This is a genomic window from Pseudoalteromonas sp. S2755 (genome assembly GCF_005886535.1).
In the GTDB taxonomy this organism is placed as follows: Bacteria; Pseudomonadota; Gammaproteobacteria; order Enterobacterales; family Alteromonadaceae; genus Pseudoalteromonas.
In genome coordinates this window covers 54195-73360 of sequence record NZ_PNDS01000022.1, presented here as the reverse complement: position 1 = coordinate 73360, position 19166 = coordinate 54195, and the positions used below count along the sequence as shown (strand labels likewise).

The 19166-nt window shown below is 41.6% G+C and carries 17 protein-coding genes; 1 reads left to right on the top strand and 16 read right to left on the bottom strand.

Translation table 11 applies throughout. The features are described from left to right. Positions 1 to 60: 60 nt before the first annotated feature. The 11 genes from CWC03_RS04415 to tssJ form a co-directional block, all read right to left on the bottom strand. The gene (locus CWC03_RS04415) at positions 61 to 546 is read right to left on the bottom strand and encodes an Hcp family type VI secretion system effector (RefSeq protein ID WP_010377064.1); all 486 of its coding nucleotides are present in this window, start codon (positions 544 to 546) and stop codon (positions 61 to 63) included. A gap of 165 nt (positions 547 to 711) precedes the next feature. Beyond that, on the bottom strand, positions 712 to 1218 hold the full coding sequence (locus tag CWC03_RS04410; RefSeq protein WP_249313943.1) for a hypothetical protein: 507 nt from the start codon (positions 1216 to 1218) through the stop codon (positions 712 to 714). 181 nt (positions 1219 to 1399) lie between these two features. Beyond that, positions 1400 to 1795 carry a hypothetical protein gene (locus tag CWC03_RS04405; protein ID WP_138522812.1) on the bottom strand — a complete coding sequence of 132 codons (396 nt, stop codon included), beginning with the start codon at positions 1793 to 1795 and terminating at the stop codon, positions 1400 to 1402. Between the two features lie 248 nt (positions 1796 to 2043). Further along, complete coding sequence (tssC, locus tag CWC03_RS04400; protein WP_010377056.1) at positions 2044 to 3570, bottom strand: type VI secretion system contractile sheath large subunit; 1527 nt, start codon at positions 3568 to 3570, stop codon at positions 2044 to 2046. Positions 3571 to 3582: 12 nt separating this feature from the next. Continuing rightward, the gene (tssB, locus tag CWC03_RS04395) at positions 3583 to 4101 is read right to left on the bottom strand and encodes a type VI secretion system contractile sheath small subunit (protein ID WP_128728171.1); all 519 of its coding nucleotides are present in this window, start codon (positions 4099 to 4101) and stop codon (positions 3583 to 3585) included. 58 nt (positions 4102 to 4159) lie between these two features. Further along, a complete protein-coding gene (locus CWC03_RS04390) occupies positions 4160 to 5743 on the bottom strand; it encodes a TssA family type VI secretion system protein (RefSeq protein ID WP_138580732.1) in 1584 nt (527 codons plus the stop codon). Beyond that, positions 5740 to 6732, bottom strand: coding sequence for a type VI secretion system-associated protein TagF (tagF, locus tag CWC03_RS04385; RefSeq protein ID WP_095729325.1), 993 nt, complete (start codon positions 6730 to 6732; stop codon positions 5740 to 5742). The genes CWC03_RS04390 and tagF overlap by 4 nt, the downstream gene beginning before the upstream one ends. A 7-nt stretch (positions 6733 to 6739) precedes the next feature. Continuing rightward, complete coding sequence (tssM, locus tag CWC03_RS04380) at positions 6740 to 10450, bottom strand: type VI secretion system membrane subunit TssM (RefSeq protein ID WP_138580731.1); 3711 nt, start codon at positions 10448 to 10450, stop codon at positions 6740 to 6742. Positions 10451 to 10454: 4 nt separating this feature from the next. Further along, positions 10455 to 11177: a type IVB secretion system protein IcmH/DotU gene (gene icmH, locus CWC03_RS04375; protein WP_138580730.1), complete on the bottom strand. Its 723-nt coding sequence runs from the start codon at positions 11175 to 11177 to the stop codon at positions 10455 to 10457. A 16-nt stretch (positions 11178 to 11193) separates the two neighbouring features. Continuing rightward, positions 11194 to 12534 (bottom strand): type VI secretion system baseplate subunit TssK, encoded by a 1341-nt coding sequence (gene tssK, locus CWC03_RS04370; RefSeq protein WP_138580729.1) that lies wholly within the window; start codon positions 12532 to 12534, stop codon positions 11194 to 11196. Then, positions 12534 to 12965, bottom strand: coding sequence for a type VI secretion system lipoprotein TssJ (tssJ, locus tag CWC03_RS04365; protein WP_010377046.1), 432 nt, complete (start codon positions 12963 to 12965; stop codon positions 12534 to 12536). The genes tssK and tssJ overlap by 1 nt, the downstream gene beginning before the upstream one ends. Positions 12966 to 14512: 1547 nt before the next feature. Here tssJ and CWC03_RS04350 point away from each other — a divergent pair. Then, the gene (locus CWC03_RS04350) at positions 14513 to 14833 is read left to right on the top strand and encodes a hypothetical protein (RefSeq protein ID WP_138580728.1); all 321 of its coding nucleotides are present in this window, start codon (positions 14513 to 14515) and stop codon (positions 14831 to 14833) included. Positions 14834 to 14906: 73 nt separating this feature from the next. Here the strand turns inward: CWC03_RS04350 and pyrF are convergent, their stop codons facing one another. From pyrF to rpsA, 5 genes are all read right to left on the bottom strand, one after another. Then, positions 14907 to 15617 carry an orotidine-5'-phosphate decarboxylase gene (pyrF, locus tag CWC03_RS04345; protein ID WP_138580727.1) on the bottom strand — a complete coding sequence of 237 codons (711 nt, stop codon included), beginning with the start codon at positions 15615 to 15617 and terminating at the stop codon, positions 14907 to 14909. 28 nt (positions 15618 to 15645) lie between these two features. Then, positions 15646 to 16782, bottom strand: a complete 1137-nt coding sequence (locus CWC03_RS04340; RefSeq protein ID WP_138580726.1) for a lipopolysaccharide assembly protein LapB — start codon at positions 16780 to 16782, stop codon at positions 15646 to 15648. A 2-nt stretch (positions 16783 to 16784) separates the two neighbouring features. After that, complete coding sequence (locus CWC03_RS04335; protein WP_010377035.1) at positions 16785 to 17048, bottom strand: lipopolysaccharide assembly protein LapA domain-containing protein; 264 nt, start codon at positions 17046 to 17048, stop codon at positions 16785 to 16787. Positions 17049 to 17065: 17 nt separating this feature from the next. Then, positions 17066 to 17356 (bottom strand): integration host factor subunit beta, encoded by a 291-nt coding sequence (gene ihfB / locus CWC03_RS04330; protein WP_010377033.1) that lies wholly within the window; start codon positions 17354 to 17356, stop codon positions 17066 to 17068. A 61-nt stretch (positions 17357 to 17417) separates the two neighbouring features. Then, positions 17418 to 19085 carry a 30S ribosomal protein S1 gene (rpsA, locus tag CWC03_RS04325; RefSeq protein WP_138580725.1) on the bottom strand — a complete coding sequence of 556 codons (1668 nt, stop codon included), beginning with the start codon at positions 19083 to 19085 and terminating at the stop codon, positions 17418 to 17420. Positions 19086 to 19166 lie beyond the last annotated feature (81 nt).

Here is a 19166-nt window from a genome sequence, read left to right as displayed (position 1 = left end):
TTCATTGCACGAACTAGTATAAGCTTGAAAAGGAGGCCAACAGGCCTCCAACACTCGAAATTAACGACCTTCAGTCCATGAGTCAGAGAACTCAATGTTACCGTCTAGGTACGTCCAAGTGATGCGCTTGTAGCGCATGTGCACTGTTTCAAGGTGAGGATAACGCTCTTTATCCAAATCTTTAACGTTGTGCATTGTTGGCGTGATTGAAGTGATTTTCACGTCTTCAAGCGTATGGCGGAAGTACTCACGCTCAGTACCCGTGTCATCAATACGGTACCATTTAAGCTCAAGTTGCTTTAATGTTTGACCGTTTGAACACGCTTTGTACATGTACGGAGTAGCAGCATCCACAGCTTTTGTGATAACAAAAGGCTCGTGCTTACGAGTACCTGTTAGCTCGCCCGTGTCGTTATCAGTTGGGATACGCAATTCGTGATCGAAATGCAAAATCTCAATTGAACCTTCACGCTCAGCTACAGTTACTGAACCTTTAACGTCGTTACCTTGGTCGTCCTTTAACCACATATACGCTGGAATTGCCATTTTTAATTTCTCCTTTTAAGATAAGATGTTTCCTAATTATTAAAGGCATTGATCAAACGCGTGTTTTTCACGTTTGATCCCCAAACAAAGCGCCACGCTTTATGCCAATTTGGGAACATGTCCCAAGTTGGTGGCAGCCAACTTGGGGCAATCTTTCACTACATGTTATAAGTCACCACGTAATTCCATCACTAACGTCGCCGCATCAAATGGCGTTTTTAGTATATCCAGCTGCAAAAAGTGCTGCTGAACCGCTTCGGGTAACTGTTTAAATTCGAATTCTCCACGTACTTCTTCCTCCAAAGCAGAATTAACAAAGCTATCAACCTCTAACCATTCATCACGATTAACCAAAGAGTTGTAGTAGTTAACTGCACTTAAGAAACGAATATATTCGTCTTTCATACAATGGTTAAGCGCGACGTAATGCAAATAGTATACTGCATCTACAACTAATTCTGTTTCAAGTTTGTCTATCTTTAACTCGCTTGGACGAACGCCTGGAGTATGCTCAAAACACGTTTCCATCTCTGCGGTGTAAGAGATAGTTGCTTCTTGTAATTTCTTTTTTGCGAAAAAGAGCTCAGGTGTCAGCCCTTGACTATAAGCAAAGTTAGTCACTAAAACTGTACTTAACACCATTAACCAGCTATATATTTTTCGTTTAAACATGACAATCCATTGCCTTATCGCTTTTTTTATAGGGCTATCTAAGCCTTAGATACGTTTATTCGTTTTTATCAGTGGCTTTTATTTATACTTGGCTTTTGACCAAATATCTTAAGACGCACGTCAATTCCACAGTTTAACGCATGCACTAAAGTGCATCATGGAAGTATAAATCGCTTTAACTTTACTCAGCTTTAATGGGTTCTCCTATAAAGCTTCCGTACTTAATTACAGGCAAAGAAAATAAAATTAAAAACCAGATTACATTTCCAAAAAACAACATTTCAGACGAAGTATAACCGCCTAAGTAAAATTCATTTAGTAAACTGTAAATATTTACAAACCACCATATCAAAACTATCAAACACCATGTTCTTTGGCTTAACATACGCATTTGTAAAATCAACAGTAAGTTTGCCACCAACACTAATCCATCAGTAATAAGAACGACAACTTCTACAAGTGTAACCCTAACCTCAGACAAGATTAAAAATTGATTCTCGTATATTGAAAATAGTGTTAAGGAAAGCTGCACTAAAAATATAACCTTCCAAATAAAATGGCTCGCTTTTATATTCATAAACACACCATTTAATACCAGCAATCATATTAAGTTTTATTTTTTACCAGTAACCAATTTTCAATCGTTGAACTTATCAATCTAACACGGTTTAAAATTTTTTCTTTTCTTACTTTTGAACGCAAGCTCAGCTGACATCTCAAAAGTCCAAACCGCTATTTCTAAACCTCATTATATTAAGGCTTCATTCTTAATAATGGGCAGCTTTCACTGCCCTATATACGCTTCATAGGTTCTTCAGATGGCCTTCATTTTTCGCCAGGCATTTGCCCAACGAGTGCGAGGCGTACGTCGATACCTTCTACTTGGAAGTGTGGAACCACATACGTATTCACACGGTAATAACCTGGGTTACCTGGGATCTCCGAAACCGTCACGTTGGCATCCTTTAACGGGTGCGTAGCAATTAGAGACTCGTCTGGATTATTCATCTTAGTAACTAATGCACCTAACCAATCATTAAGTTGCTGTTCTAGCTCATGACGAGGTTTGCTGGAGCCGATATTTTCACGCTGGATCACCTTCATATAGTGTGCAATACGCGATACCAAATAGATGTAAGGTAATCTTGCATTGATCCGCGAGTTAGAGGTGGCTTCCGGCGTCTCAAAAATTTGTGGCTTTTGCGCACTGTTTGCAGAGAAGAAACACGCAAAGTCACTGTTTTTGTAATAGCTCAGAGGGATAAACCCTTGGTTTGCAAACTCAAGCTCTTTAGTTTCAGAGATCAACACTTCCGTTGGGATCTTAGTTTCTTGACCACGACCAGCCTCAAAAGAATGCAGAGGTAGATTTTCAACGCGACCGCCAGACTGTGGACCACGAATATTTACCGCCCAACCATTTTGGTGGAAGCTACGGACGATATTTGCCGCGAACGCAAATGTCGCGTTACCCCATAGATAACGTTCGTGATGCTCGCTGCTAACGTCTTCTTGATAGTTAAAGTGGCGAATTGGATTTAAGTCACCATATGGTAAACGCAGCAAGAAGCGTGGGAACGCTAAGCCTATGTAACGTGCATCTTCTGATTCACGGAAGTTCTTCCAACGTAAAAACTCAGCACGCTCCATATAAGAGCCTAAATCCTGAATTTTTGACACTTCTTCAAGCGAGTCTTTTAGGAAGAATTTAGCACCAACACTACCTAAGAAAGGACAATGTGCTGCCGCAGATACCCTTGAAATTTCTTGCAATAACGACACATCCGGCGCTGAACAATCAAATTCAAAGTTTGACACCATAGTCGAAATTGGCTCGCCACCTGGTGTGTCATACTCAGCCGTATATACCTGCTTATAGAGCGCAGATTGCGTGGTATCTGGTGCTTCTTCGAAGTCATCACGTAGCGTTTCTTTATCAACATCAAGTAGCTCAAGCTTTACGTTTGAGTTATTTGGACAACGATTTACCAAATAACGCAATGAACGCCACGCCGACTCTACTTTTTGAAACTGCGGATGATGTAAAATTTCGTCCAGCTGTTCAGAAATAATTTTGTCAACTTTGGCGATGTAGTCATCAAGTAATAACTTGTCGATACGCGACACTTCTTTGCTGTCATTAGTGGCCATATCTAAAAAGACATTGATAGCAGCAGTTAAGCGCTCATTGGTGTCGGTTTCCGCAAGGTTATTAGCATCACGGAAGTTATCTATGCTGATTTCGCTTGAAACCGGCTCAATAGACACAAGATTACAGATTGTTTCATAAGCTGAAGCTGTCAACGTCTCTTCTTTGCGCGCTTCAACGTTTAACGTTTCTTGCATATTCATCGGTTCGTGTCCTTACTCTTGCGGTTGTTTTTCTTGCTCAGACAAAAGCGGCGCTAACTCGTTTAGGCGTGCTTTTAACTCATCAAGCTCTGGTTTATTTTGCAAAATACGCTCAAGCTCTTTTCTTAGCGTTGAGTTATCGAGCAAGTTAGATTTCAGATCACGTAATAGGTTACGCATTGACATCATCTTGTTAAGCTCTGGCACTTGGGCTGCAACTTGTTCTGGATCGAATGACTTAAAATCATCAAACGTCAGGTTAATACCAATTTCACCATCACCCGCAATTTTGTTCGATACTTGAAAGTTTGCCTTTGGTGACATGTCTTTAAGCACTTGCTCTAAGTTATTTTTATTTATAGCAATGCGCTCTCGCTCTGCGAGGTCACTGTCGTTTTGGCCGTTGGAATAATCACCAACCACCAAAACTTTCATTGGTAGTTCGCTCTTTTGCGTTGCACCTTCGGTTTCCAGCTCAAGCGCTATATTAATCCGCGCCCTTGGGATCTCTTTTTGAAACGTATCAGACATAGTCTTTCCTTATTTAATCAGTCGTTGCGCCTGCCGTTACAAGCCCAGCGGTTAACAATCAAACCCAGTCAATCGCTGAGCTTACTTTGGTTACGAGCATCTGCTGCTTTATCGCGGTTGCTCGTAGGTCAAATTCATCCCCTTGCTCCAAGGATATTGCTTCATTACATTGCTTGGCATAACGCCAAACCTCTAGAGCAAACGACTCATGCCATAGGTCCAGTCGGTACTGTTCAATGTCTTTAAGCAGCTGCTCAAACATTGGATAGGCAAGATCAGCGCGTTCACTGCGCATCAATAAACGAGCTTGATATAATTTTTGCTTTGCAAAATCGAACTTGTCTTGGGCAAACCCTTCCATTAGCTGCAGTGCTTGCGCAAGCTTATTTTGGTCAACAAGCGCCTGCGCTTCTTTAAATTTATCTAACCAAACTTTCTGATTGCCATCAGTGCTTGCACCGTCACCTTGGCTTAGTAATTTATGTTCGCCAATTCGCTCGCGATTTGCTGCTGAGCAAAACTCACTTCCGTCTTCATATTTAAGGCTGAGCAATGTTGGGTATTGATCAGCGATTGCGGCGAGCTCTAAATCGATCCACTGTGCTTCTTTAAATAACTTGAGCCCTTCAAGTGCAGCGATGGTTAGCCTTTGTAAATTAAGGTTAAAATGCATCGCCCCTTCCATGAATAAGGCTTCTGCTTTTTCTAACGCTTGGGCAAAGTTTTGTGCAGCTAAGGCGTTTTCAATAGGCACAAATGCCGCTTGCCTTGGGGCTGGTAAGCGCGTTTTCAACTCATTATCGTGTGGTGGTAATGCAAGCGCCCCCCACCTCACTGCACGTGCCAAGCGAATCGCTCGCATCCAATTTTGGCTTTCTTTGTCATACGCCAATAGTTTGCGAACTTGCTCCGTATAAGCCGAGTCTGATTGTGGTGCTTCCGCGGCAATAGCAACCGTAGAAACTGGCTTTGAAGCAACAGCTGCAGGCTGTGAAGTTGCCGCTACAGGTTGCTGTACTTGAGGCTGCTCTGCTGTCACAACCTCTTGCTTTTCAACAGGCTCTTGTACCGTCGCAACAGGTTGTACAGTAACTGGTTGCGACACCAAACCTTGCTCACACCAGTGTTTTAAATCAGCAAGCGGACCTGAGTCTGCATCAAGTATCGCAACAGAGTCTGCTGCATATTGTTCAAGTACACGCTTTAACTCTGGCCATTGTTCTGGCATTGTCGCGCTATGCGCTGTCGCAACACCAAGTAAGCGCTGTTGTTGTTGTAGGAACCAAGTATGTACCGATGCCCTCGCACGTTCTTTCACTGGGTGGATCTGCGCCTGATACAGTTGCAAAAGCTGATTAAACAAATCTAACGAGTGGATCAAACCTTCGAGCCCAAACTCATTCGTAGCGGCCAACGCTAGATACGACGCAATGCGAATATCTTTGGTTTGTTTTTCTAACAGCTCTGATGCCAACATAAAATTAGCTTTGAAGTCTGGCTCAGCAACACCTGACGAAGAGGCTTTTAGTAATTTAAATGACTCTTCGTATTTTAAATCATCACCGCATGGCATGCCGTCAAGCGGCGCTAATAAATTTTCACGCCACTGCTGCCAGCTCTGATACTTATGTGGTTGACTCATAACTTACTCCAACTTCTTAGCGCATCGAAAACACTCATATTTGATGCTTTTGCCAATTCATACATATGCGGTGTCACCGGATGTTGTGGCAAAGTCCCTGTTAGATTAATGGTCGTCGACAAGCTATTGTGCTCAAGCCAAACTGACGCAAAATACGATGCGGGCATAGGTCTGCAATACACCACCAGCGAGGCTTTCTGGCTCAATTGACCATAGTTATAAAAACACCAAGGCTGCCAGTGATGATCGGCCACCATATTGGTAATAAGATGTAGCCAAAATGCACCTAACAACTGGGTATCTTCACCCACTTGTGGCATCGGTAACTTCAACCCGAACTGACAACGCAAACAGCCCTGGGTTTTGATCATTTTGAGCGCCGACATCACCTGGCTGATTAATTGTGCTCGCTGGTCAAGATCTTCTAGTTCAAGCGCATCCCATACACGCTGTATCGGTGAAGCCCGTAGTGAAGACATTGCCTTATCAAAATCAATCGGTTGCGAAACCAGCTCACTTACCTGTTTAAGCTCCTGTGCGCTATGGCGCATTTGCTCAACACTACTGCAATTTCTGATCAGCTCATGGTTTAAACTTAACGATTTAAACGCACTACCACATTCGCTAAATAGAAATGCAGGGTTTTGTTTGTAGTCCGCATTACTCGATAATACAAACGAGCAAAATGGGTATTGTCTTCCACTTTTATCTTCGCTTGGCTGTAATGTGCCTAATAAACAGTTTTCGTCCTGACCTGAGGCGATAAAAAATAGCGTTGATTGCTCTTTTTGAGAAGCTGCATCTTTTATCAACGCCTGTCGGCTCATGTCTGCGTAACCTTCTTGAAGCCAGCGTTCAAGCGCTATCGCTTCTCTCGAGTCAACGTTAAACTTAATAAAGTCCGCTTGAATTGGGTTCTTACCCATAAATCCAAAGGGCTGGGTCGTTGGTACCTTGGCGACTTTCTTATTATTAAAAAAACCGAACATGCCTGTGTTACCTCAACGCCAAGTTTTCATTGGAAGCTACACTCACTTTGGTATCAAACAAAGACTCTGGCAGCGCAAACGACGTCATAAAATATTTGCTGAATATGCCACTGTTTCTGCTCGACTTAAGTGCAACTTGAACTTGGATTGGTTCAACACTAGCCTCTGCTTCTCTTTGTAATTGCCACGTTGCCATAAATTCAGTACCACGAACCCACTGTACATTCGCTTCATTCAATACTTTTAGGAATGCCCAAGGCCCTGACTTTTCGATTTCGATTCTGCGGCCTTCACTGTCTAAGCCATATACCACTGCTTTTTCAGTTCCTGCTCTTGCTGGCCAATTAAAACGACGCCACTCTTCGGGTTCGTTTCTATATCGGTAATTTTGGTCACTAAAGCCGATATACGTTTCTTTCAATCCCTTTTGTGCCACTGGCATCATTTGGAAGCTAATCCCTACCTCTGAACCGTCTCGAGGAAATAGCGAACGCGTTACCTTTCTCGCCTTAGTTAGCTTATCTAGTACCCCAGGCTTAAAGCCGATACCAATGCCATTCCACGTTTTCTCTACCCACTCACCACGTTTTAAACGAAGATAAGGAGATAGATTTTCAGCCATAAATTGCCAAAACACACCTGACTCTTGGTTCAGCAGTTCACTAATATCTTCAACTGCTGCATCTGGCCCGTCGATATTGAACGGATATTTACCACGGATATTTTCTTTGTATGTTAAGAATACTTGATTAGACCAACGCTCATTGAGCTGTACTTTCGCTTCGTTCATTACCGTTTGTACACTCGCTAAAAGCGGTGCTTTTAGTAGTTTTTCAAGTGCTTGCTTAGTATCTGGGTCAAGCGCTCTGACTTGGCTTTCTACCACCACCCATGCACTTTGCAGCGCATGGTTTTTGCTATCACCGTTTAACAACGTTTGAGTAAATGACATTGCCATATAGTCATCATTGTTACTCGCTGCGATCGTTTTGATGTCTGAATGAAATGCACTCAAAGCACCGAGATATTGCTCTAGGTAATCAGAGCGAGCGTTCTCTTCTCCTTTTGCCGTATAGCGACGAAGATCTGCAAAGCGGCTCGACAGTTCTGGTACACGCTTTCTCGCAGCGGCTTCTATCTTTGCACCTTTAACCTTGTTGTTTTTAGACTTTGCAAGTAATGCATTTGCCTGCTCGGTCAACTTTTCTGTTTCTACCGTTTTGTTTGGCGAATCAATTAGATTCACGTTGTCGTCGATTGACGCCATTAAATCGACCAATGGACCTTCTGGTGATGACAACTGGGCCAGCGTTAAACTTGCCGCGTTGCTCGTATTAAATGGACTTATTTCTACTGAATTTAAAAACTCAAACCACACATTGGCATAGTCTCTGAAATACAGTGCACGGATAGATTTAACTAAAGCGCTTGCTTTTGCTTCATCAACAGAACCTTGGCTTTCTGCGTTGTCTGTTCCCATCACCCAGTCGCCAGAGAATGCTTTGCTCGCAATGACCTTAATGGCGTCGTACACTTCGTTTTCCCATGCTTCTTTGGTGTAAACGTATGGAATGCTGATCTTGGACTGTAAAAAGGTTTTGTTGTTTTGCTGCATCATTTGATCAAGCGTTAATGCGGCTTTTGATACTGTGACTTTTGCTTTGATCTGCTCATACAGCGCAGTCGGCTCTGGCGCGCTCATTAAGTCTGAACGAGCCTGGTTCACTAAGAAATCATTATTCTGCCAAATCGCAAGCTGCTGCGGTGTAGGCTCAACCGCTAATTGGGCTAAGTAAAAATCAATCAGTCCTGACAGTTGCTCTGTTAATACTTGCGTGTCTTCGTTTAGCGTTAGCTCTAAGCGATCCGCCGTGTAGTCTAATAATTCAGACTTGGCATAGTCTTTATTTAAACGTTCAAACTCGTTACTCATCATAAGCTGCAGCTTTAGTGCCTGATAGTACTTATCACGTAGTTTCGGCTCGATACGTTTAGCAACCTGCTCTTCTGTACTTAGCAGCGCAATCCAGTTTTGGTGACTTTCAAATAGTGCTTGTTGCACAAGCTCCGAACTTGGTTCGCCAATGAGCGCTTGTACACGTTGACGTAATACCTGCTCTATTGGCTTTATGGTGTTGTCAGCACTGTAAACCCCGAGTAAGAAATACCAAGGCAGCTTTTTCTCATAGCCTATTAGCTCTTGATAGTGTGCAAAAAGAGACAAAGTTGAGTTAAATTGCTCCGCCAGCGGCTGGTTTTCAACTCGTGTATTAACAACAGCAGTCGTTAATTTATCACTGGTTGTTAAAAGCTGTTGATTGTGGGTGTAAGAGTTAACCAACAAGCCCGCCAGAGCAAATACCGATGTCACACACAAGCATACTGCAAAGCCTTTGAGCCATTTTTGTACGCGACGCTTTTTACGGTTACCCCGAGTGAGATCTTGCAATTTAAACAACACATCTTTGAATACTTGGTTGATAAAGAACGCGGAGGTAATGCTTTCTTGGCGATACTCAAACAATACAGATCTAAACGTAGATAGTTTGCTCGTTGCGCTACGCTCGATAGGCGTACCTTCTTGCGTACCAGAGGTAAAATACACACCAGCAAACCACGGTACTTCCTGGTACGGGTTTTCTTTAAATAATGTGTCAATAAACTCTTCAACTTTGGCAGACGCCGCTTTGAACTGATTAGGAAAATCATAAATCAGTTGTTTACGTTGGGCGTTACGCTCACGCGTCATTTTAACTAGGCGCTGATCACACAGTCGCTCATATAGGCCAGTTAGATGTTTTGAAAAGTTCTCACTCGCCACTTCACCGGTATTGGTGCCATCTTCCTCAAGTAAATACGCGCCCCAAGGTTGCTTACGCTCATCTTCACTTAATTCATTGAAGAAAGGCTCAAAACCGCTGATCAAATCACACTTGGTAAACACCACATATACTGGAAAGATAAGTCCAAGTTGGTTGATTAACTCATCAATACGAGCGCGGATCTGTTTAACGTGGTCGCGGATCTGTTCACTGTCTGAGGTCAAGATGTCGGCAACACTAATCGCAACCATTACGCCATTAATTGGCTGTTTAGAGCGGTATTTGCGTAACAGCTTTAAGAATGACAACCATTGATCATTATCTGACTCTTCAGTGGTATAACGACCTGCGGTATCAATCAAAACGGCTTGATCTGAAAACCACCAGTCACAATTACGCGTACCACCAAAACCTTGGATATGCAGTTGATTAGATTTTGAATAAGGGAAGTGCAGTCCAGAGTTTGCAAATAATGTGCTCTTACCTGCAGCAGACGGACCAATGATCATGTACCAAGGCAGTGCATACAACGCAGCGTTGCCACGATAGCCTGCACCTAGATGAGACGCTTTTAATGCCGAAAGCGCTTCTTCCATTTTGGCTTTGATTTCTTCGACTTCGGCTTCTGTCCCGGCGTGATTGTTGGCAATTTCTTTGGCTAGCTTGTCGCCAGAGCGCTTCACCCACAGCCAACGAACTAATAAAGTAAGACAAAACAAGCCAAATACAGCACCCATCACCATTAAACGATGATTTTGATCTTCAAGGCCAATAAATCGACCTGCAAACCAAATTAGCGTTAAAATTGCGAATATGCCGACCCAATGAGCCGTCGCACGAGATGACAAAAATCCTAAGACTAGATGCACTAGTCCACTACGATTCACTCCTGACATGATGTTACCTCGCTTTCCCTGTTTTCTCTAACTGCGTTAGTACTTCAATATGCTTATCAATTTGCACGACTTGCTGGTTCGCGCGATTCTCAATGAAATACGTTGAACCAACATACATACTGGCGAGTAACGCAAGCGTTACCGATAAAATAACCCAATAAGGTAGGTTTCTTCCTACTTTAGTGACCATACTTTCTTGCGGTTTTGCATTATCAGAAAGCTGTAATTTTGCAGGTCCAGCAAGCTCTTCTAATTGCGCTCTAACATCCAACATCAACGCTTTGAGTTGCTCTACCCCTTTGATCTTATAAATCCCTTCGAAACCCAGCTGTAAACAAACAAAATATACTTCCAAAACCGTGCGTTGCTGCGCTGCTGCACGGCGGATGTTTTCAAGCTTTTCAAAAAAAGCTTCTCCCGCACGCATATTGCCAAACAATTCTAATTGTAAAGGTCGCGCCATCCACTCCATACTGTAGGGCTTCTGCGCCGTCATGATTTGTTCGTCGACCAAAGCGGTTAATGCAAATTTGGCTTCCTGCATGTCTGATGCACTTATTCGTGCGTCATAACAACTTTTTTCGTATTCATCAAAAGCATCCATGACTTTACTACGTAGACCATCAACTCCTTGATGATCAACCCCACCCTGGCGAATTGAGGTAAGCACCTCAAGTACCGGAGAAATGCAGGCGACTAGTTCAGATTTATTTTTCGACGCTTCCATGACCTTTACCTACTAACTATTTACTCGCCACTGAAACCACTTCAAGTTTCACGCCTTGAAGGCTAAATGGCACAAAGATTCTTAACGCTAATTCCTGTACGACTTGTTCCCAAGCGGCACCGTGCGGTTCGACTTTAAAATATTCATAACCACCTTTAACCGACACTCTATTCGGTGGGCGCTGACAATGTGTTAACTTCACGCCACCAAGCGCTGACGCAATTAAGATTTCCAATTGACTAGGCGCTGCCAGCTTAACCTGCTCTGCAAATAGCTCAATCCACTGGGTAGATTCGTTTTCATAGAAAGCCGCAATGTATAGCTCACCCCGTGTCAAAGTACTGTTTTCTATGTCTTTAACCTCAAAGATAGACTGAGAGATTGCACTGAGTACTAGATCAGACGAGCGTGCTGCGCTTATCGAACCAATAAGGGTTTGAATATGAGATTCGATTAAACCAAAGCTGCGCGTTAAGTCTTGATGGTCATAAACTGGTAACTCAAATTTACTCGCTTCTGGTTCGAAATTTATCAGTTGGCAGACCAGTTTATTTAGCGCCATAAACAATGCACCAGGACTAGTTTTGGCTGTGGTACTTAACTGCTTAATCTCAGGAAAAACAGAGCTAAATGTTTGTAATAACAAAAAGTGTTTGAGTTCTGTTGGACCAAAATCTTCCACGATCCCCATACTCGCACGATTGGTAAACATCGCGGTATACTTAGCCTCAACCATATTGACGAGTTTATTTACGCGCTCGGCCAAATAGCCATGGGCTTTGATGTTTAGCAATGGAGGAATATAGCTTGAGTCAATTTCGAACTGCCCATGCTCACCACGTATAACTTTTATACAAGGCAATTGCTCTATAAAACTGTTACTCGCGCTGAACTCAACTAGCATAAGTTTAGGTTTAGCAACCATCACCTCTGCTTTTCGGTTTGGATCATGTGCATCTTGAAGCTCAACAAAATCACAGTCATAAGCACTAAGTTGCCCAGTTTGCGGGTAACCTTGGATATTACTTACTGAATGATTGTTCGCGAGCGCCACACTAATGATGTATTCGCTTTTGTTATCTTCAAGCTCAAACATAGGCGCTTCGTTGTCAGCAAAAACATGATGTATATGACGACCACTTTTGAAGATTGCCGCAATACTTTGCAGCTTGACTACCCCTTTGGCCAATGCCGATTCGTCGAATACAATGCGGTCTAAACCATATGCATTGTCTCTAAGACTTTGCTGTACACCAGCTAGTTGAGATTGCTGGTATTGATCGAACAGTTGTAAATGCTGCTGACTTAGCATTAAACCTTCAGCCCAAACAGGTTTGTATACGTTGTTGTGCTGCATTACTTGTCCTCCTCTACTTCAGGTAAGCGAAGCGAGTTACTTGTAATTTCAATATCTAGAGAAGTAGATAAAGGCACAGGCCAATCATTTAAGTCATAAAATGCGCGCCAGTTACCACCCGTTCTATCTCTAAATAGCGCAACAAAAGCCACGTACTTTGCAGATTCAGCTTGTTCAAACTCGATTTTTATACGATCTGAGGGGTTTACGGTGCGTTCTTCCACCGTAACTAAGGTGTTAGCCAGAATTGATTTATCTGACTTCCAAAGCTGTTCAAATGTAGAATTTTTAAACGCTTGAATATCAGTAAGTTGATATACTTTTAATACCACAGGTAGTGGCTCGTTAAACTGGTTTAAATTTATGTTATCAGTAGCAGTCACGTCTAACTTAACGTAAGTTGACATACAACCAGTTAAAAACAAAACCATTATAAATAAAGCATTCCTAGCCATAACCGCCTCAATTATAAGACATCCAAATTAGATTATTGGAAACAATTAATCTTTTTAATTTCCAGTACAATAGTGAAAATACATTTGATTTAACTATTTAACAAGAAATTACAGAACACAAGTATGCAGTTTGTAACTGAATACTAAGTTAACATTCGAAAATCTTCTTAAAAAATATTCAACCCATTGTTTTATAATGGGTTTTTTCTTTTACTAGGCATTCAGGGAGGAAGTCAGAAAGCTTAATGAGCAATTCAGTTTGCATTAAGCCTTCTTGCAACTTGTTGAGATAGACACTTCCCTGAAAACAAAAACCACATTAAACACCTGGACTTTTGATGTACATTCTCGAACGGCGCATACGATACACAAACGAATTTTTTAGATCAACCTTAATATCAAATTAATATTATCAATCCACAAAAAGCACACTTGCATTCAACTAAAGTCATGTAATAACCTCTATTATTATATGAGTTTATTTAATAACAGATAATTACATTAAAGCTTCAAATTCACACATCATTAACCAAACTTTATGCACTGTTGTAAAAGTTTTGCAAATCAACTAAGGCTAAATATCATGCACATGAGGAAACCATTTATAGTGCTAAAGTGGTTAGCTTCGAACTAACCACTTGTATAAATGAAAGTTTTATTTACTATAGCACTTTAGGATCAGACTCTATTCTTTCTAACAAACTTTTGGTTGGGAATGATGTAACTTTTGAAATAATCAGCTAAGATAAAATAAGCACTTTTTCATGGGCATTCTTTGTGAACTTTGTATAAGGATGATTTCTGAGTACACTTATTCTTGTCAATCAATCTTACAGCCATGGGTTGAATCACTTAAACAAAAAGATAAAAGCCAAGTTTTTGTAAAAATCGATGTACAATCTTTGATCAATTATCCTTTTTAAAAACGAGCTATTCACAAGAGTGTATAAGATGGCGAGCTACTAAAGATTTACTCACGCTACCGCGGGGCGTACAATCGCCAGAAAACGATGATACTTTTTTCACCCGACTCTTGGCAACGTTCGGCTTAATTTATTGGCTTGAATGCCATGACTTTATCGAGTCATTATGATTGCGGAGTGGAATTGAACTACCGAGTACTCTATTAAGCGTGTCTTTAAAACGACAGAAAATGAATAAAATAATTTACCCATCTACTAATAAGGAAATACCATGATCACGACGGAACAGTATGTTATTGGTTTTTTGGTTTCTTTGATCAGTTTTGTCGTTGCTGTGTTAATTAGCAAACAGAGTCATAAGCTAGTCCACCTTGGATAAAAGCCATGGTGTTACTAATATCAGTGCTTTCGTTCTTTGTCTGTATGTCTATACTTTCGGGGCTATCTGCCAATGCGATTATCATAAGTGAAGCCGCGGGTCACTCGATCATACTTATACTGGTTGGTTTTGGGACCTACAAACTTATAGCACATACCAAAGTCAAAAGTCGTCAGTAAAATCAGATCAACATTTATCGCTTAACATAACAAGGAGTTGGAATGCGAGAAGAAAACCGACAAGTCCCACAACAATTGGGCCAGTATCTATACCAACAAATTAAAGAGCCGTGGAGTGAAGCGCGGCTCGTATTGGACTACCATAACGACAATATGCCTAGGTGTTCCGCTTTTTACTATGACACCAACACTCCCAAACAAGCACATGTCATACCGGTTAGTGATGAAATTTCCGTTCTTTTTCTAAGTTTGTTTGAAAATGCGACATCAAATCAAGAAGAAAACTGGCAAAAGGCTATTTTCTCAGTGCAGCGCAGTGGCCAATTTAGTTTGAACTTTGAAACTGCGGAGAAAGAAGAGTGAGATAAAATCAAACGCTTCGGTTAAACTGGTCTCGTAAATTGCAAAGGCCAACAGTAATGTTAGCCTTTCATGTTTAAAGTGAAGCTATACTTTGATTAATCTCTTTAAGAGCTGCCGCTGGGTTTTCAGCTTTAGTGATCGGACGACCTATCACGAGGTAATCACTCCCCGCTTTCACCGCTTTTTCTGGTGTCATAATACGTTTTTGATCGCCAGCATCAGAGCCTGCAGGTCGGATCCCAGGTGTTACAAGTTTAAATTCTTCACCGAGTTGAGCTTTTAACAGCTCGGCTTCTTGCGCAGAACAAACTACGCCGTCTAGGCCTGATTCTTTCGCTAATTTTGCTAGATATAGCACTTGCTCTTGGGGCGTTTTTTCAATTCCAAGCTTTAATAATTGTCCTTGATCCATACTAGTTAGTACGGTCACAGCAATAAGTAGTGGGGCTTTATCACCGTAAGCTACCAACGCTTCTTTTGCTTTTGACATCATTTCATGACCACCACTGGCGTGAACGTTTACCATCCACACCCCTAGCTCAGCCGCAGCAGTCACCGCTTTTGCAACTGTGTTTGGAATATCATGAAATTTTAGGTCTAAAAACACATCAAAATTCATATCTACCAGTTTTTTTACAAACTGAGGGCCAAAATAGGTAAACATCTCTTTACCTACTTTCAATCGGCATTCATCAGGTGAAAGCTGAGAAACAAATGATAATGCTGCTTCTTCATTATCATAATCAAGCGCAATCAAAACCTTTTTTAAATCTTGTGTCGACATAGTTACCCTATTTGGCCAAATTAAAAACTTAAAAGCCGTCTAACCCACGGCTTGGAGCTAATGACTCCCAATGTTTGCAGGAGGGACATAACCAATACATAGTATGACTTGTAAACCCACAATGACCACATTGATAATTTGGCTTAGTTGCAATATAAGACTTCACCAATTTATCTATTTCTTGTAATACGTGATCTATTTTAGCATCTTTGCCGCTAATGAGTTGCAGCAAATAACTAAAGCCCCTAATTGATGGTTCACGCTTTAAACTATCAGTTAGAAACTCTATTGCCTCAGAAATATGGCCTTTTTGGACTAACCCTTGGCAAAACTTAATTCTGATCAGCACCCCCCCTTTTTCTAACAGCTCTGAGACTAACTCAAAGAATTGATCATGAATATTTAATTTAACATAACAGGATTCAAGGTCTTCGATTACAAGTGGCGCCATAAATACAAATTGGCTCACGAGCTTTCGCCAATAATATATGCACTTCACGTAATCATCATGTTTGTATGCATCTTTGCCCATTTCGTACAAAGGTCTTACTGTTTCATGCGCAAGTGACGTCGCTTTTTCGAATAGACTCGGATTCTTTTCTTGATTTGCAGCTTCACAATAAAAATTTGCAATAGTCGCGCAATGAGACGACTTTTTGAAAAGCTCAGGATGCGCTTCATACATATGAACGCCTTTTCGCCAATCTCTCGTTTGAGAGTATAGGTTTAAAATTGGATCAAGTGCATCTCTAAACCCAAGCTTTACAAGGGTGACTAAGTGTTCTTCAGCACTATCCAATAGACCAGCTAAGACGTAATCTTGAGCAAGCTCTAAGCGACAGGACTTAACCACTTCTTCGTCTAGATTAGGTTGTTTAAGTAGTAACTCATGAATTTTTATTGCTCTATCTAACTCACCTCTCTTTCTAAAAAGCGATGCAAGTGTTAGATAATGGTCAACGGAGTCTGCTGAGACTTCAAGTAATTTAGTGAGGTGTTCAAGACCCTGATCTTCTTCCCTGTCTAGTAGGAATTTTAGGCCTTTACTGTATTCAGAAGTAATTTGTCTACTTTGCTCTAGGGCTTGATTTTTTGCACTATTTTTACCCATAACATAGCCGTAAGCGGCAGCTACAGGTAGTAATAAAAACAGCAGCTCGATCATAACTAGCGTTCGGCTGCTTGACTAAGCTTACTATTACTTTTTTTTAGGCGATGATTTTGCCATTTAAGCTTAGATAAAACCGACGCTGTTACGAGTAAACCAATAATTATCCCAAGAGCTAAGCAAATACTCATTAAGGTTGCGAGTGGTAACTCTGCACTTGCAATTACAAAATTGACATTAACAACTTGTGGATTTTGTGTTCCAACTAAAAATGCAATCAGTATGGCAACAACAGCTAATCCCTTTTTCAATACTGCAACCAAGTTTAGCTCCGTTAGACTTAATTATTTAAGCTTTCGTTTACTCTATCGCGCAGCTCTTTGCCTGGCTTAAAGTGTGGTACATATTTACCATCCAATTCTACTGTCTCGCCTGTTTTAGGATTACGACCAGTGCGAGGAGAACGGAAGTGAAGCGAGAAACTACCAAAGCCACGGATTTCGATACGTTCCGAGTCTGATAATGAGCCAGCCATTTGTTCAAGGATTTCTTTTACCGCATTCTCTACATCTTTAACTGGAACGTGAGCGTGCTGCAGTGCAAGTTGTTCTATCAATTCAGACTTTGTCATAATGTTTCCTTTAGTGTAAAAGGAAGGGCTAAACGCCCTTCCTAGTTTAAAGACCGATTAATTAGTCTTTTTGAGCATTTTTGAAAGCTGCAGCCATTGCGTTTTCGAACGCAGGCTCATCTTTCTTAAGCTTTTCTAGTACTTCTTTTTCTTCAGCTTCGTAGATAGCTTTAACTGATAGGCTGATAGTACGGTTCTTACGATCAACACCTACAAATTTAGCTTCGATTTCGTCGCCTGCAGAAACAGCAGCAGTCGCGTCTTCAACACGCTCTTGCGCGATGTCAGCTACACGGATGTAACCTTCAACGCCTTCGACTAGCTCAACAGTTGCGCCTTTAGCATCAACTTCAGTCACTTTACCTTTAACAATAGCACCTTTTTTGTTGGCGTCTAGGTAGTTAGTGAATGGATCAGCGTCGATTTGCTTAACGCCTAGAGAGATACGCTCACGCTCTGGGTCAACTTGTAGAACGATCGCTGTGATTTCGTCACCTTTCTTGTACTCACGTACAGCTTCTTCACCTGGAGTGTTCCAAGAGATGTCAGATAGGTGTACAAGACCGTCGATACCACCGTCAAGACCGATGAAGATACCGAAGTCAGTGATAGACTTGATCTTACCAGAAACTTGGTCGCCTTTGTTGTTAAGACGAGCAAACTCTTGCCAAGGGTTAGCTTTACACTGCTTAAGACCTAGAGAAATACGACGACGCTCTTCGTCGATTTCAAGAACCATAACTTCAACAGTATCACCTAGTGAAACTACTTTTGAAGGATGGATGTTTTTGTTAGTCCAATCCATTTCTGAAACGTGTACTAGACCTTCAACGCCTTCTTCGATTTCAACGAAACAGCCGTAGTCAGTTAGGTTAGTTACACGACCAGTAAGCTTAGCACCTTCTGGGTAACGACCAGCGATAGCAGCCCATGGATCTTCGCCAAGTTGCTTAAGACCTAGAGAAACACGAGTCTTCTCTTTGTCGAACTTAAGTACTTTAACGTTGATTTCGTCACCTACGTTCACGATCTCTGAAGGGTGCTTAACACGCTTCCAAGCCATGTCAGTGATGTGTAGAAGACCGTCAACACCACCTAAGTCTACGAATGCACCGTAGTCTGTAAGGTTCTTAACGATACCCTTAACTTCTTGACCTTCAACAAGGTTTTGAAGAAGCTCTTCACGCTCTTGTGAGTTCTCAGATTCGATAACAGCACGACGTGAAACAACAACGTTGTTGCGCTTCTGGTCTAGCTTGATAACTTTGAACTCTAGCTCTTTACCTTCAAGGTGAGCTGTGTCGCGAACTGGACGTACATCAACAAGTGAACCAGGTAGGAATGCACGGATTGAATCAACTTCAACTGTGAAACCGCCTTTAACTTTACCGTTGATCATACCAACAACAGTTTCGTGCTCTTCACATGCTTTCTCTAGACGGATCCAAGCTTCGTGACGCTTCGCTTTCTCACGAGAAAGGATAGTCTCACCGAAACCGTCTTCGATAGCGTCAAGTGCTACATCTACTTCGTCGCCAACTGCAACTTCTAGTTCACCAGCAGCATTTTTGAATTGCTCTGCAGGGATTGCACTTTCAGACTTAAGGCCAGCATCAACAAGAACAACGTTGTTCTCGATAGCGATTACTGTACCTTTAACGATTGAGCCTTGCTCAACTTCAAAACCCTGTAGGCTTTCTTCAAATAACTGCGCAAAATTTTCTGACATACTAAATACGTCTCTATAAAGTTAAATTACCAATTAGCGACCATGCTGCATGGGGTTGTTAAATAAACACTAGCTTCCTGC

Bases quoted from the DNA above. Each gene is read 5' to 3' on its own strand.
- CWC03_RS04415 (WP_010377064.1), bottom strand. From the start codon at position 546: ATGGCAATTCCAGCGTATATGTGGTTAAAGGACGACCAAGGTAACGAC.
- CWC03_RS04410 (WP_249313943.1), bottom strand. From the start codon at position 1,218: ATGTTTAAACGAAAAATATATAGCTGGTTAATGGTGTTAAGTACAGTT.
- CWC03_RS04405 (WP_138522812.1), bottom strand. From the start codon at position 1,795: ATGAATATAAAAGCGAGCCATTTTATTTGGAAGGTTATATTTTTAGTG.
- tssC (WP_010377056.1), bottom strand. From the start codon at position 3,570: ATGAATATGCAAGAAACGTTAAACGTTGAAGCGCGCAAAGAAGAGACG.
- tssB (WP_128728171.1), bottom strand. From the start codon at position 4,101: ATGTCTGATACGTTTCAAAAAGAGATCCCAAGGGCGCGGATTAATATA.
- CWC03_RS04390 (WP_138580732.1), bottom strand. From the start codon at position 5,743: ATGAGTCAACCACATAAGTATCAGAGCTGGCAGCAGTGGCGTGAAAAT.
- tagF (WP_095729325.1), bottom strand. From the start codon at position 6,732: ATGTTCGGTTTTTTTAATAATAAGAAAGTCGCCAAGGTACCAACGACC.
- tssM (WP_138580731.1), bottom strand. From the start codon at position 10,450: ATGTCAGGAGTGAATCGTAGTGGACTAGTGCATCTAGTCTTAGGATTT.
- icmH (WP_138580730.1), bottom strand. From the start codon at position 11,177: ATGGAAGCGTCGAAAAATAAATCTGAACTAGTCGCCTGCATTTCTCCG.
- tssK (WP_138580729.1), bottom strand. From the start codon at position 12,534: ATGCAGCACAACAACGTATACAAACCTGTTTGGGCTGAAGGTTTAATG.
- tssJ (WP_010377046.1), bottom strand. From the start codon at position 12,965: ATGGTTTTGTTTTTAACTGGTTGTATGTCAACTTACGTTAAGTTAGAC.
- CWC03_RS04350 (WP_138580728.1), top strand. From the start codon at position 14,513: ATGCGAGAAGAAAACCGACAAGTCCCACAACAATTGGGCCAGTATCTA.
- pyrF (WP_138580727.1), bottom strand. From the start codon at position 15,617: ATGTCGACACAAGATTTAAAAAAGGTTTTGATTGCGCTTGATTATGAT.
- CWC03_RS04340 (WP_138580726.1), bottom strand. From the start codon at position 16,782: ATGATCGAGCTGCTGTTTTTATTACTACCTGTAGCTGCCGCTTACGGC.
- ihfB (WP_010377033.1), bottom strand. From the start codon at position 17,356: ATGACAAAGTCTGAATTGATAGAACAACTTGCACTGCAGCACGCTCAC.
- rpsA (WP_138580725.1), bottom strand. From the start codon at position 19,085: ATGTCAGAAAATTTTGCGCAGTTATTTGAAGAAAGCCTACAGGGTTTT.